6 protein-coding genes are annotated in these 14,710 nt (G+C 60.1%); 3 read left to right on the top strand and 3 right to left on the bottom strand.

Annotated features, from left to right (window positions below):
• The first annotated feature begins 2 nt into the window (after positions 1-2).
• The 3 genes from QNH97_RS03320 to QNH97_RS03310 are packed head-to-tail and all read left to right on the top strand — an operon-like array spanning position 3 to position 11,865.
• Positions 3-4,595 carry a Tc toxin subunit A-related protein gene (locus tag QNH97_RS03320; RefSeq protein WP_283555592.1) on the top strand — a complete coding sequence of 1,531 codons (4,593 nt, stop codon included), beginning with the start codon at positions 3-5 and terminating at the stop codon, positions 4,593-4,595.
• A complete protein-coding gene (locus QNH97_RS03315) occupies positions 4,592-9,079 on the top strand; it encodes a SpvB/TcaC N-terminal domain-containing protein (protein WP_283555591.1) in 4,488 nt (1,495 codons plus the stop codon). Before QNH97_RS03320 ends, QNH97_RS03315 begins: the two co-directional genes overlap by 4 nt.
• A complete protein-coding gene (locus tag QNH97_RS03310) occupies positions 9,076-11,865 on the top strand; it encodes an RHS repeat-associated core domain-containing protein (protein ID WP_283555590.1) in 2,790 nt (929 codons plus the stop codon). The genes QNH97_RS03315 and QNH97_RS03310 overlap by 4 nt, the downstream gene beginning before the upstream one ends.
• Before the next feature lie 6 nt (positions 11,866-11,871).
• Here the strand turns inward: QNH97_RS03310 and QNH97_RS03305 are convergent, their stop codons facing one another.
• From QNH97_RS03305 to QNH97_RS03295, 3 genes are all read right to left on the bottom strand, one after another.
• Positions 11,872-12,240 carry a glyoxalase superfamily protein gene (locus QNH97_RS03305; RefSeq protein WP_283555589.1) on the bottom strand — a complete coding sequence of 123 codons (369 nt, stop codon included), beginning with the start codon at positions 12,238-12,240 and terminating at the stop codon, positions 11,872-11,874.
• A 141-nt stretch (positions 12,241-12,381) separates the two neighbouring features.
• The gene (locus QNH97_RS03300; protein ID WP_283555588.1) at positions 12,382-13,848 is read right to left on the bottom strand and encodes an N-acyl-D-amino-acid deacylase family protein; all 1,467 of its coding nucleotides are present in this window, start codon (positions 13,846-13,848) and stop codon (positions 12,382-12,384) included.
• 1 nt (position 13,849) lies between these two features.
• On the bottom strand, positions 13,850-14,710 hold the full coding sequence (locus QNH97_RS03295) for a MurR/RpiR family transcriptional regulator (RefSeq protein WP_283555587.1): 861 nt from the start codon (positions 14,708-14,710) through the stop codon (positions 13,850-13,852).

Raw genomic sequence — 14,710 nt, 5'->3', positions numbered from 1 at the left:
ATATGACCGTTGCCATAAAAAAGCAGCTTGATGAAAGCCTGCGCGATGCACAGTTAGCGCTCTATTTGCACAAGGTCGCGCCCAACAACCCCACGACAGAAAACCTGAAGCTCAAGACGGCCGAGGCCCTTTACGAATACTGGTTGCTCGATGTGCTGGTCAGCCAGGACGTGCCCACCACACCCGTGGCGTGTGCCATCGCCAGCCTGCAGCAATACATCCATCGCATCCTGATGAACCTGGAACCCGGTTATGACTCGGCCAGCCTTAGCGACGAGCACCTGAAAACCTGGCGCAACGAGCTGCATCAGTACCCCACCTGGGCCGCCCATCAAAAGCTGCTCTATTTCCCCGCGATTTATCTGGACCCACTGCTGAGGACCAACAAGAGCGACAACTTCCGGCAACTGGAAAACGACCTCAATCAGAACCAGATTCAACCCGAAGCGGTGCAGTCGGCGGTCATGTCGTACCTGACCCGGCTCGAAGAAATCGCCAACCTGAACATTCTCACTGGCTACATCGATGGCGGGGACTTTGCCAACAGCACCTACTATTTCATCGCCAAATCTCGCTCCGAGAACAGCTATTTCTGGCGCTCGCTGAACATGGCCCAACGCCCGCTGGACGGCACTCCACCGTCCCCGCCAGCTACCCCGCCGAAACTTGACCAGCCGGATCCTTACGCCTGGTCGGACTGGGAAAAAGCCAACGTGCCGATTTCCGAGAGCGCGGTCGAGCATTCGATAAGGCCGGTCTGGTTCAACAATCGTTTGTTCGTTGTATGGGCCGAATGCATCCATCAGGATCCGTCAGCCACCCGCAACGGCTCTTCAACGTCACAAGGGGCGGGCAACCATCCGCTATTGCGCTTGAGCCTTTGCTTCAAAAAGCCGGATGGAAGCTGGAGCACTCCACGCGTTTGCCTGCAAGGTTATTGCGAGGACAACGTGCTTCGCAGCAAGGACCTGGAGGCGATCAAGGCGTTGGTAGGCACTGTTGCTGTGCAATACCGCAAGGGCGCGCGCGATGTGTTGTTTCTCGCCTTGTGTGCACGTGAAGCCAAGACCGACTTGATCGATTCAACCGGCAACCACTTCACGTTCATTAAAACAACGTGCATCGATACAAACCTCACCCCGGAGCCTGGTGGTTCAGCCACCACGGAACAAACTGCGAAAGAACATTATCGCCAGTACAGCGCCGATGAAAAAACACTCATCAGCGCTACGGTGCAACGTATTCAAACAAAGACATTCGCCGAAATCGTCCCCATTGAAGTAGCCCTTCCCGCGAACATGGAAGTATCGATGTCGGATTTCGACGGGCATCGGCATCGTATTGGAATCGAATCCGTCGAGGGGCCCACCGCTTCTACCCTCACGCTGCGCATAAGCGCAGTCATCAACGTCGATGGAGGCATTGGCCTGCCTTCAAACCGTAAAGAAATGCGTTTGAGGCTGAGCTCCTCCCGTTTCATAACGCCTCGGTTTCAGTTTGGTTGGGTATTGCCTGCCCGGAGCCTGCCTGGAAGCGCTTATGTGGCGCTAAACACGGGGTCGTTCTCCTTGATAACCAGCGCATCCTCCAAGCCTTTGGATCAAAACTACAGGATGTCATTCGACCACCTGAACAATGTCATCAGGGACAACGACTATTCGCTCGGTATCACGTTATCTGATGACCTTCAGGGGAAGTTGGTATCCACCCAAGCAGTACGACACCTGATCACGCAAAGTCGACGTGAGAATGACGGTACCGCTTCTGGAAGGGTCCAAAACCTGACGCTGCAAACAAGCGACTCCCCTCCGCTGAACCTGGGTGAGACATTCGTCGAGCTGGACGAACCGCTAGATATTCAATATGTAATTTTCCGCCAACCACGCGCCGGACAAACCCAACCGCTAACCTATGAAAATCTGCAGGTCGTAGCAGAGTCCATCCCCGCACCGAATCTGGCGCAATTCCATGAATTTACGTGGCACAGCAAAGATCTCGGTCAACACGGTGATACCTTTCTTTGCGGGGTTGCATTCGTCCATCCCGATGAGCCAGGAAAAAAAATCTACTCCGCCCTTAAAGCGATCAAGCTCAAGCTCACCCCGGCACGTCTCCAGCCGCCAACCATTACGCATGCATCGGTGCCTGGCCTGGGTGCCGGCCAATCTATCGACTTTGCCGGCTCCGCGATCAAAGACAACGATGCCCAGGACAAACCGCGTGCGCCCATCAGGCTGAACACCGTCTTCGCCGCCGAACTGATCCGTCGTACCGAAAACAGCCTGGATGAACTGTTCGATTGGCAGACACAACACCTGCCAGAACCGGTCTTATCAAGCAACGCCAACACCAAAATGGATTTCCACGGCCCTTACGGCCGTTACTTCACCGAACTGTTCCTCTACGTGCCGTGGCTGATCGCCCATCGGTTGAACACCGAGCAGCGATACGAGGAGGCCGAACGCTGGCTCAGACATGTCTTCGACCCCCGTCGCGGGCATGAGGGTTGTTGGAAGAGCGTCCCGTTGATCGACAGCAACACGACTGCCTACCACGACCAGGCCCCCCACGATCCACACCAGATTGCCCTCAGTCATCCGGTCCACTTTCGCAAAGCGCTGTACTTCCTGTACCTCGACATTCTGATCAACCGAGGCGACGCCGCGTATCGCGCGCTGACACCCGATAGCCTCAGTGAGGCCAAGCTATGGTATGTGCGGGCGCTGGAGCTATCAGGACCACGGGCGTTCGTTCAGACGCTCGATCAATGGACGAGTATCAGCTTGCAAGGGCTGAGCGAAAGCACCAATGAAAACCTGCGCGGGTTCGAACGCGTCCTGAGCCAGTCCGACACCCGCCACCCGTTGCGCATTCGTGATAACTCTTCGCCGTCGTCCCTGCCCACAATCGATACCCCATATCTGCGCGTGCCATTCAACCCGGAGCTGCTCAAGCGCTGGGACATCACCGAAAGCCGCCTGTACAACCTGCGACACAACCTCGACATCATCGGCAAGCCACTGCATTTGCCAATATTTGCCGCCCCCCTGGATCCTCGCGCCTTGCCGGACGCCAACACCCTGAACATCTCCGACAGCACAGCATCCGGCCTATCGCTCTCATACTTGCCCTACTATCGCTTCTCGATCATGCACAGCCAGGCCCAAGGCGCCGTTGAAAGCCTCAGCCAGTTCGGCGCCACCCTGTTATCGCTGATCGAGCGCAAAGAGCAGGCTCAATTGCAGGAGCTGCAACAACAGCAAGCCTGGGACCTGGCGAAAATGTCGGTCGACCTGCAACACCAGGCACTGAAGATCGACCGTCATAACCGCCAGGCGCTGCTGGCCAGCCGATCTATCGTCGAGGGACGAGCCCAACACTACCAGCATCTGCTGGACAAAGGCCTCATTGAAGCCGAGCGGCAGGCCTGTCGGCTGTACTTGAGAAGTGGTGCAGCCGAACTGGATGCGTCTGACTCCCAAGCCGTGGCAGGCAGTCTCATGATGACCCCTAACATTTTTGGCCTAAGCAACGGCGGCACCCGTTGGGAGGGTGTAATGCACGCTGCCACCGCCATCGCCCAAAGGGCCGCTCTCAGTGATCGCACGGCAGCGACTCACCTCGAGCGGACGGCACAGTTCCATCGTCGTCGAGAGGAATGGACCCAGGCCCGTGACCAGGCACAGCTCGAACTGGCCCAGGTCGACGCACAACTGTCGCACTTTGCCGAGCAGGAAACGGCCACGCGCCTGCAACTTCGCCTGGCAGAATCGAGCCTGGGCCAAGCCAAGACCAACTACGATTTTTTCCGCAAGCGCTTTACCAAGGCGCAACTTTACCAATGGCTGAACAGCCAGTTCGCCTCGCTCTATCGCCAGGCCTACGACGCGACGGCGGGCCTTTGCCTGGCTGCTGAAGCCTGCTGGCAGTATGAACTGGTGGATGTGAACACGCGCTTTATCCAACCCGGCACTTGGAATGCGACCTATCGAGGACTCGGAGTCGGCGAGCAGCTGAAGTTGGGGCTGTTGAACATGCAGGCCGCCTACCTGCAACGCAATGAGCGGGACCTGGAAATTCGTAAAACGGTATCGCTGCGCCAACTCAAGAGCAAAACCGCAACCAGCACCCTCAACAAGGACTGGGCGCACATCCACGCAGACCTGTTGCAAGGCCAGTGTGAGTTCGAGCTGACCCACGAATTGTTCGAAGACGATTACAAAGACCAGCAGCATTACTTGCGGCGCATCAAGACCATCAGCGTCTCCTTGCCAGCCGTCGTTGGCCCTTATGAAAACATTCGGGCCACGCTGACCCAGACCGCCAGCAAGGTGTTCATGTCTCCCGGTGGCCGGTCCATTGAAAGCCGCTACGCCAACCAGCAGATCGCCCTTTCCACGGGAGTCGACGATAACGGTCTGTTCACCCTCAACTTCAACGATGAGCGCTACCTGCCCTTCGAATACACCGGTGCAGTCTCCACGTGGTGCCTGACCTTCCCCAACCCCGAAGCTCAAAAGGACATGCTGGAATCACTGACCGACATCATCGTGCAAGTGAGCTACACGGCCCGGGCTGGCGGAGGTTTGCGATGAGTGAACACAGCGCAATGCCTGTCAACGCGCCGTCACTGCCCAAGGGCGGCGGCGCTATCCAGAGCATAGGCAAAGGATGGAGCGCCATCGGCGCCCACGGTACGGCGTCCTATGAGATCGCCCTGCCGATTTCACCGGGGCGCGGCTTCGCACCCTCCCTGTCCCTGGGTTATGCCAGCTCGGTCGGCAACGGCGTGTTCGGTATCGGCTGGGGACTATCGTTGCCCTGCGTGGCGCGATGCACCAGCCGGGGTGTACCGGCCTACACCGAGGAAGACGAAATCATCGGCCCCGACGCAGTGGTGTGGTTGCCCGAACGAGATTCGCAAGGCGTCATCCGCTCGACACGCATTAATCGCTACAACCGCCTGGCGCTGAACAAGACCTACACGGTGATCCGCTTCTTTCCGAAAATCGAAAACCGTTTCGAGCGGATCGAGTATTGGTCAGCGGCCAATGACAAATCGGGTTTCTGGCTCGTACACAGTGCCGATGGCAGCCTCCATGTATTCGGAAAAAACCCTTCGGCGCGTCGAGCAGATCCCCTGGATGCGAGGCGCGTGGGCGAATGGCTGTTGGAGGAAAGTCTGAACGCCCACGGCGAGCATATCCTTTACCAGTACAAGGTCGACGTAACAGCCCAGCGCTACCTGAGCCGGGTGAGCTATGGCAACTTCCAGGCCGATGCAGACCTCTACTTGTGGCAACCGGATCGACTGAAGGCTGCACAATGGCACTTCGAATTGGTGTTCGACTACGGCGAACGGAGCACGGAATACCACCAGAAACCGCACTATGAAGGTCAGCAGTGGCTGGCCCGTAACGATGCGTTTTCCAGCTTCGCCTTTGGTTTTGAATTACGTACCGAACGGCTGTGCCGCCAAGTGCTGATGTTCCACCGTTTTCCCGGTGAATGGGGCCCGCGCCCCGTCCTGGTGCGACGCCTGCTCCTAGATTACCGCCAGACGACCCTGGGCTATCACCAACTGACCGCCGCCCACGAGCAGGCGTTCGGCGACTCGACGACGGCCGATAACCGCCCTCCTGTCGAATTCAGCTACAGCGAGTTCAAGCTTGCGCTTGAAAACCCCGGCTGGCAGCCTTGGCAAAACATGCCGGGGCTCAACGAAGACCAGGGTTTTCAACTGGTGGATCTGTACGGCGAAGGCTTACCGGGCATGCTCTATCGAGGCGATGGCGGTTGGTACTACCGCGAACCCATGCGAGCCAAGGCCAACAGCAACGACGTGGCTTACGGCCAATGGCGGGCATTGCCCCACATTCCGGTTGCTGACCTTGCACAGCCGCTGCAGCAGTCACTGAGCGATCTCACGGGCGATGGTCGACTGGATTGGGTCGTTGCCCAGCCGGGTTGGAGCGGCTTTTTCTCCCTCGGCCCTGAGCGGAACTGGTCGGATTTCGCCACGTTCAACGCGATCCCCGCGGAGTTTTTCAATCCACAGGGGCAGTTGGCCGACCTGATGGGCGCAGGCCTCAGCGACCTGGCGTTGATCGGCCCACGCAGTGTTCGCGTGTACGCCAATCAACAGCAGAATGGTTTTGCGGCTGCCCAAGAAGTGACCCGCGACGAGGAGCACGATGCGCTCCCGCTCATCAGCGCGTCGCCCTCCGAGTTAGTGGCATTCAGCGACATGCTCGGCAGTGGGCAGCAGCATCTGGTGCGCATTCGTCACAACGAAGTGAAGTGCTGGCCAAACCTGGGTCACGGTCGCTTTGGCAACGGCATCGTGCTGGGCTCGCCTGGCCTGGTATACGAAACCTTCGACGCCTCGCATATTCGCCTGGCGGACCTCGATGGCTCCGGCGCCACCGATCTGATCTATCTGCAAGCGGACCAGGCGCTGATCTTCATGAACCGCGGCGGCAATGGCTTCAGCCCTCCCGTTGCGCTGCCCTGGCCCCAAGACCTGCGCTACGACCGTTTATGCCAGGTGCGCATCGCCGACCTGCAAGGACTCGGCTGTTCCAGCCTGATTCTAAGCCAGCCCCACGGAGGAGGCCGACATTGGCGCTACGACTTCGTCAGCGCGAAACCGTATTTACTCACCGGCACTGACAACAATATGGGTGCCACCAACCGCATCAGCTATCGCAGTTCCGCGCAGGAATGGCTGGACGAAAAAGCCGAGAGAGTGAAAACCGACAGGCCCCTTGCCTGTCATGTGCCATTGGTTGTGCATGTGGTGTCCAGCCAAACCCAGGTGGATGAAATAACGGGCAATCGACTGTCCCAAGCCTTCACCTATCGCCAGGGTTATTACGACAGCCTCGAACGGGAATTTCGCGGCTTTGGCCTGCTGCTGCAAACCGACGAAGAAACCAACCCCAGCGACGCCGACTCGCCGGGCTTCACAACACCGTGCCTGACAAAGCACTGGTTTCACACCGGGCAAGCGGTGGATCTGCCCCGTATCGGTTACAGCTGCGCGGATCCGATCGCCGTGGCACCGGGCAAGACCTTGCTGAGCCAATACCAACCCGAGATCGGGAGCGACACCCTTATTGCCTCGCCAACCACGGCGACCACGCTGGAAATGGCTCGCGCCCTCAGCGGTTCTCTACTGCGAAGCGAGGTATTCGGCGTCGATGCACGCCTGGGCAGCAGAACCTTGTATTCGGTCCAGGAGAATCGCTATCGCATACGCCTGCTCCACCCCCCCGAGGGCAACCGACGCCATGCCCGGATGTTGCCGCTGCTGCTGGAGTCCATCCAGTATCAGTACGAAGGCCTGAGCGACGATCCGCAATGCCAGCACACGTTCAATCTGCAATACGACGCCTATGGCTCGCTGACTCACAGCGTAAGGGTCCACTACGCCCGACGAAAAACCGTCGACGATGCTCCGCCGTTCAGTGATGCCGATCAGCAACGCTGGTGGCGCGACGCTCATGATCCGGCGCAACAGTTCCATTACCTGACAGAAACCTGCGCCGAGTACATCCATCTGCCAGCCCCTCAAGGCTGGCGACTGGGCCTGCCGTATCGCCAGCGGACCCACGCGCTGAAAAAGCCCAAGGCACCCAAGGCCGGCGGGCTGAGCACTGAGGAGATGACTTATGAAAGGCTCATCGAACTCACCGGGGAAACGGCCTGGATAACCCAAAGCGTTCTGACGGGCCTGTCGGTGCAGCGCTACAAGGACGCCTCCACCGCCGAAACCTTGCCGGACGGCGTCGCACACTTCGAGGCCCTGGGCGACCACGTGGAAACCGCCGAGCTGGACGAAGCCGCCTTGAAAGCGTTCCATCTGTTGCCGCAAACCTCCCGTCCGAAGGGAAAGTTGCTGGAACGAATCGGCTATCACCCCATGGACGCTTTTCTGCCGGCGACGCCACTGCTCGACAAGCTCTGGTCAGTCAAAAGTGCTTTTGCGACCTACGCGCCACTGGAAGGCTTCTACAAAATCCAGACCCAGCAGGCGAGTGAAAGCCATGGCGTGACCGCGTTCAGCTACGACAACTACCACTGCTTTATCACCGCGTTCAAACTGCCCGATGGCTGTGTCACCCAGGCGCTCTACGATTACCGCTCGCTGCTGCCACGGCGCATTACCGATCCCAACGGCAACGTCCAGGAAGGCCTCGCTGATGCCTTCGGCCAAGTATTGGCCACGACGTTCTACGGTAACGAGCACAACATACCCGTGGGTTTCAAACCCATCGCCCAGTTCAAGCGGCCGCGTTTCAACAGTCCGACAGAAGCGATCGAACAGCGCCAGGACGCCTTGCAGGATGCCGCCACAGCACTCTATTACGCGCCCTTCAGCTGGATGGGTTGCGTGTCGAACGCCGCGCTGGCGGACAGCGACTGGCTGGCGCGGTGCGTGCTCAACCGTGACCTGTTGCCCAGCGGGCATATCTGCGCGTCGGCTCGAACGCGACTGGCGGATCTTCAAACACTCTCCGTCGACGACCTGAAACTGAAGAACGAAATGGATGCCTCGGCACGTGAGCCGGTGCACATCGCCGTGCTGGTGGCTGACCGCTACCCCGATGACGACCAGCAGCAAACCCGCATCGCCATCACCTGCTTCGACGGCTTCGGTCGAACCCTGCAAAGCAAGCAGCAGGTCGAGCCGGGCATGGCCTACGTCGTCAACCCTCAGGGAGCACTGGCACTCAAGGACGGAAAACCCATGGAGCAAACAACGACAACGCGCTGGCGTGTCAGCGAGCGGGTGGAATACAACAACAAAGGATTGCCGATCCGCCTCTACCGCCCTTACTTCGCCGATCAGCACCGCTACATCAACGATGAGTCCTTGCGGCAGTTCGGTCATTGCGACCAGCAGTTCTACGATGCCTTGGGCCGTCCCATTCGCACACGCCTGGCCAAACAGGCTGGACTTTCCTATATGCGGCGGCATACCCGCCATGCCTGGTACGCCCTGGACGAGGACGAGAACGACACGCTCGCAGAGGTCATGGCCGAACAAGCCTCGGCGACCGGAGGTGAAGCATGAACCCAGGCCTTCACCGCAGGACACCGACGCTCAAGGCTGTCGACAGCCGAGGGCTGCCCGTGCGACAGGTCGCTTACTGCCGGCGCCACGCAGAAGAACAACCTCAGGCGCGCATCACCCGCCACTACCACGACACGGCTGGACGCCAGGTAGCGCAGTGGGACCCTCGACTGTTCGACACTGCAGCCGAAGCCAACCTGACGACCGTCTACAGCCTTTCCGGCAAGCCGCTGCTGGTGAACAGTGTCGACGCCGGCTGGCGCCTGGATCTCCCTGGCACTGCCGGACAGATTCTGCGCAGCTGGGACCAGCGAGGAAACCATTGGCGCAGGACCTACGATCACCAGCTAAGGCCGATCGCCATCCACGAGCAAGCACCCGATCAAGCGATGCGCCGAGTCGAATGCCTGCGCTACGGTGACAGCTCGACAGAATCTGCGGCGCGCAACCTCTGTGGTGCATTGATCCGCCACGATGACAGTGCGGGCAGCCTGCTCATCCATGCGTATGCGCTCTGCGCCAAACCGCTCAGCCAGACCCGGCACTTTCTTGTCGATGCCACGCAACCCGACTGGCCAGCCGATGAAAAAGACCGCGACACGCTGCTGGAACAGGGCAACGGCTACGAAACGAGCTGGCGCTACGACGCCCTTGCGCACCTCATCCTGCTGTCGGATGCAGCCCGGCATCAACAGCGCTACGCGTTTGATATCGCCGGCCAACTCAAGTCCGTGAGCCTGAAAGTAAAAGACGCTGCGACCGAAAAAAACATCGTGAAGGATCTCGTCTACAACGCATCAGGCCAGGTCGAATCCCAGGTTGCCGGCAATGGCGTCGTGAGTCGCGCGGTGCTCGATCCGGCCAGCGGTCGGCTGACCTCACTCGGCGCGTCGGTGTCTGGCAGCACCCTGCAGGATCTGCACTACACCTATGACGCGGTGGGTAACGTGACGCAAATCGAGGACCGGGCCCAACCGGTGCAGTTCGGCAGCAACCAGCGGATCGACGCCACCCGCACATTTACCTACGACTGCCTCTACCAGTTGAGCAGCGCAACGGGCCGTGAAACGGCGGGGCTGACCAGCCATCCCGACCTGCCCACCTTCAGCAGGGTGCCGTTCGACGCCCGGCAGCTGTTCCCGTTTACCGAGCACTACGAGTACGACACCGGCGGCAACCTGATCGAACTGCGCCATGTGCGCGACCGTAACAACTACACCCGGACGCTGAACATCGCCGCCGCCAGCAATCGCCTGCTGTCCTGGAACAAGGATGAAAACTTTGATGCCAACGGCAACCCGCAGATTCTCCATCCGGGCCGGGCGCTGGAATGGAATGCCCGCAATCAACTCACCTGCGTGACACTCGTTCAGCGTGCAGACGGCCGCCATGATCTTGAGCGCTATGGCTATGACAGCGCGGGGAAACGGGTGCGCAAAGTCCAGGTCACCTATGCTTCGGCCGTGACCCATACCCGGGAAGTCCGTTACCTGCCGGGCCTGGAGATCCACACTCGTCAAAACGAACGCCTGGAAGTCATCACCCTGCAGGCTGGCCGTTGCAGCATCCGTTACTTGCACTGGACTGAAGGGCGCCCGGCCGGCATCGCCGCAAACCAACTGCGCTACAGCCTTGACGACCATCTGGGTTCCAGCTCGCTGGAACTCGACGATGAGGGCTGGCTGATCAGTCAGGAAAGTTATCTCCCCTACGGCGGAACCGCTTGGGCGGCGTCCCGCTCAGCCGTGGAAGCCGACTACCGGACCATTCGTTATTCCGGCAAGGAGCGTGATGCCAGCGGCCTGTATTACTACGGGCACCGGTACTACGCACCGTGGTTGCAACGCTGGATCAGTCCCGATCCGGCGGGGGCGGTTGACGGGTTGAACCTGTATTGCATGGTCGGGAACAACCCGTTGAGATTTACCGACCCGTCGGGCCTGATGAGGGATGAGGACCTCAAGGAATTCGAGACCTGGGGGCGGGCCCGTTCGCAGGAAATCATGGATTCGGCAAAGAGTGATTCTTCCAACCGTCCGACGCCGGACTTCTCCGACAAAACGACCGACCAGTTTCTCAGCGGAAAACTACTGGGTCGGGAGTTTCTCGCCCACGCCTATGGCTACATCAAGACTGAAGAAGTTGGACTCAGTGACTTTTTCAACCTTCCAAAACCCCAAGGCAGCATGAGGGGATACAAAGGCGTCGACCTCACCTACGACGGCAATGCCAGTACCGACACGCCCCAGGAATACTACTTGAACTTCGGCACCTACCGGATCGGCAACACCGCGGACTACCTGACCGATTTATCCAACCGATACGCCGCCGCTAAAGACAACATATTCCACAACGTATCGGTAGACGAAGACGTCCTGAAGGACGCACCGACGCTGAGCCGGCTGACCGATCAAGTCCATGCACTGCAACAACCGACCCGGGACTGGATCGAAACCCATATTGAAAACATGGCTGGGATCATGCCGATACGTGCCGGAGGCCCCGGGACCCACGCAGAAGTCCGGCTGGCGAATTCCGTGGTAGCGCTCTACCCGGACAGGGCGGAAAGAATGCTTTCCGACACCACCATACTCACCGACACGCTATTCAGGGGCGACGCCCCAGAGCCATTCCCCGCTTGCATCAATTGCAGCGGGATTCTTCCTGCGCAGATCAGCGTACCCACTGGACGCAGCCCCGTCGACTACGCGGGATACAACGCTCGCGTCCAGCAAATAAACGAGGCATCACGTCCTCGTCCGGGCGGCAGTCGGACTAGACGATAATGTCAGTCAAAGACTGATCGCATTGGTGAACACCAGGCGATTGCCGAACGGATCGACCACCGCCATGTCCTGGCTGCCCCAGGGCATGGCCTGGATCTGCGGCCGGGCAAAGGGGTATTGCTTGGCCAGCAATTGCGCCTGGAAGGCTTCCAGCTCATCGGTCTCGATCCGCAGCGCCGAGCCTGGCGTGCAATCGCCATGGTGTTCGGACAGGTGCAGCACGCAATCGCCACGAGAAACTTGCAGGTACAGCGGGAAGTCGTCACCGAAGCGATGTTGCCAGTCGATCGTGAAGCCCAGGAAGTCGACATAAAACGCCAACGCCTTGGCTTCATCGAAGATCCGCAGGATCGGGGTGGTTTTACCGAAGCTCATGGGTGACTCCCTAGTTGAAAAGACCCAGTTTAGACGGGTTGAACCCATTGCTTCGGCCTTGGCCTCGGCTTCTTTAGTGTCGCAGTGCCACTACCGAGGCGAAAATCCAAGGAATAACTGGCTTTGCGCATCTCTCAAGCGTCACCCGGGCGAACTGAAGCCTAGGCGAAGATTCCCTTCCCGCGCCAGAAAACGCCCTGGCCTGCGCCCATTCGCCTGACCATCGCGATAACTCAGCATGCCATTGACCCATACCCCATCGATGCCTTCGGCGGCCCGTTGCGGCGCGTTGAAATCGGCAACGTCACGAATGGTTTTCGGGTTGAACAACACCAGGTCCGCCCAGTGTCCTTCACGGATTTCACCACGTTCCTTCAGGCCGAAGCGTGCCGCCGACAGACCGGTCATTTTGTGCACGGCGGTGTGCAAGGGAAAAAGCCCGACGTCACGACTGAAATGTCCCAGCACCCGTGGGAAAGCGCCCCACAAGCGCGGATGGGGGAACGGGTCTTCGGGCAAACCGTCGGAGCCAACCATGGACAGCGGGTGGGCGAGGATTCGTCTTACGTCGCTTTCGTCCATGCCGTAGTACACCGCGCCGGCCGGTTGCAGGCGACGTGCCGCCTCCAGCAACGAAACGTCCCATTCGGCGGCGATGTCGATGAGGTCGCGACCGCCCATGCCCGGATGGGGTGTCGACCAGGTGATGGTGATGCGATGGGCATCGGTCACTTGCTTGAGGTCCAGCGTCGAGGAGCTTGCCGCGTAGGGGTAGCAGTCACAGCCGACAGGATGGGTTTTTGCGGCGTTTTCCAACGCCGCGAGCACCTGCGGACTGCGTCCCCAGTTACCGGCGCCTGCGCATTTGAGGTGGGAAATGATCACCGGGCTCTGGGCGTGGCGGCCAATCTGGAACGCCTCGTCCATGGCCTCGAGCACCGGCTCGAATTCGCTGCGCAGGTGCGTGGTGTAGACCGCACCGAATGCACTCAGCTCTTCGGTCAGTTGCATGACTTCGTCGGTGGATGCCGAAAACGCGTTGGCGTAGGCCAGGCCGGTGGACAAACCGAGAGCGCCCGCCTCCAGGCTTTCGCGCAGTTGCCGACGCATGGCCGCGATTTCTCCCACGCTGGCGGTGCGCAACAAATCCCCCATGTGGTTGCTGCGCAAGGCCGTGTGGCCCACCAATGCGGCAACGTTGACGGCGGGCATGGCCGCCTCTACCGCCGTCCGATAATCAGCGAAGCGTGGGTAGGCGAACGCTTGCGCGGTGCCGAGCAGGTTCATCGGGTCCGGCGGATCGCCGCGCAGGCTGACCGGTGAGGCACTGATGCCGCAATTGCCGACAATGACCGTGGTCACACCCTGGCTGAGCTTGGGCAGCATCTGCGGTTGGCGGACGACCACGGTGTCGTCGTGGGTGTGCACATCGATGAAGCCCGGCGCCAGCACGCGGCCAGCAGCGTCGATTTCTTCCACTCCCCGGGCGTCGCCCAGGTCGCCGATGCGCTCGATGCGCCCGTCGCGAATCCCTACGTCGGCGCTGTAGCCGGGGGTATCGCAGCCATCAATGACCAGCGCGTTGCGAATAAGGGTGTCGTACAGCATGTCAGTCTCCCAACGGCAGGTGGTCGTCGCCGCCGCGGTAATCGTCCAGGGCGAGCTTGACCCGCCGCAGGCGTTCTTGATTGTCTTCGGGGTGGGCCAACGCGAGCTCGGTGGCGAGCACGTCGATGGCCAGCAGCATGCCGTAGCGCGCCGCCGTGGGTTTATAGATGAACGAGGTTTCGGCGCCTTGCAGGGGCAGCACCACATCGGCCAGGCGGGCGAGAGGCGAGTCGGCCCGGGTGATGGCCAGGATCGGCGTGCCGTAACTGCGGGCCAGCTCCACCGCGCTCAACAACTCCGGGGTGATGCCGGTGAGTGAGCAGGCGATGACCAGATGTTCTTCACTCAACGACGTGGCGGTGATGCGCATCATCACCGGGTCGCGGCAGGCGGCAATCGGGTAGCCAAAACGCACCAGTCGTACCTGCAACTCCTCGCCGCACAACGCCGACCAGCCGCCGAGCCCGAATGCATGAATCATCCGTGCCTTGCCGATCATGCGCACGGCATCGCTGAACCGTGACTCTTCGAAACCCGACAGGTGCTGCCGCAAGGTCGCCTCAATATCACCGACGATCTGTCCATAAAATGCCGATTGCTCGGGCGCCCCGGCCGGGTCGAGAAAGCGGCTGCCGACACCGCTGGCCTGGGCCAGTTGCAAGCGCAGGTCGCGAAGATCGCGGCAACCGACAGTGCGGGCGAAGCGCGACAACGTGGCGCTGCTGACTTCGGCGCGCTGGGCCAGTTCATCCAGGCTGGCGGAGGCGGCAAATCCGACGTCGTCGAGCATCAGCCGGGCGATTCTGCCTTCGCCGGCGCTGAAGGAATCCTGGCGGGAGCGGATCTGGTAGAGGATGTCCAT

This window comes from Pseudomonas sp. G2-4, assembly GCF_030064125.1.
Classification (GTDB): domain Bacteria; phylum Pseudomonadota; class Gammaproteobacteria; order Pseudomonadales; family Pseudomonadaceae; genus Aquipseudomonas.
The sequence above is the reverse complement of the archived record's forward strand: the minus strand, read 5'-3'. Positions and strand labels throughout refer to the sequence as shown.

Coding starts and splice junctions, on each gene's coding strand:
- QNH97_RS03305 (WP_283555589.1), bottom strand. CDS start 12,240: ATGAGCTTCGGTAAAACCACCCCGATCCTGCGGATCTTCGATGAAGCC.
- QNH97_RS03300 (WP_283555588.1), bottom strand. CDS start 13,848: ATGCTGTACGACACCCTTATTCGCAACGCGCTGGTCATTGATGGCTGC.
- QNH97_RS03310 (WP_283555590.1), top strand. CDS start 9,076: ATGAACCCAGGCCTTCACCGCAGGACACCGACGCTCAAGGCTGTCGAC.
- QNH97_RS03295 (WP_283555587.1), bottom strand. CDS start 14,710: ATGGACATCCTCTACCAGATCCGCTCCCGCCAGGATTCCTTCAGCGCC.
- QNH97_RS03315 (WP_283555591.1), top strand. CDS start 4,592: ATGAGTGAACACAGCGCAATGCCTGTCAACGCGCCGTCACTGCCCAAG.
- QNH97_RS03320 (WP_283555592.1), top strand. CDS start 3: ATGACCGTTGCCATAAAAAAGCAGCTTGATGAAAGCCTGCGCGATGCA.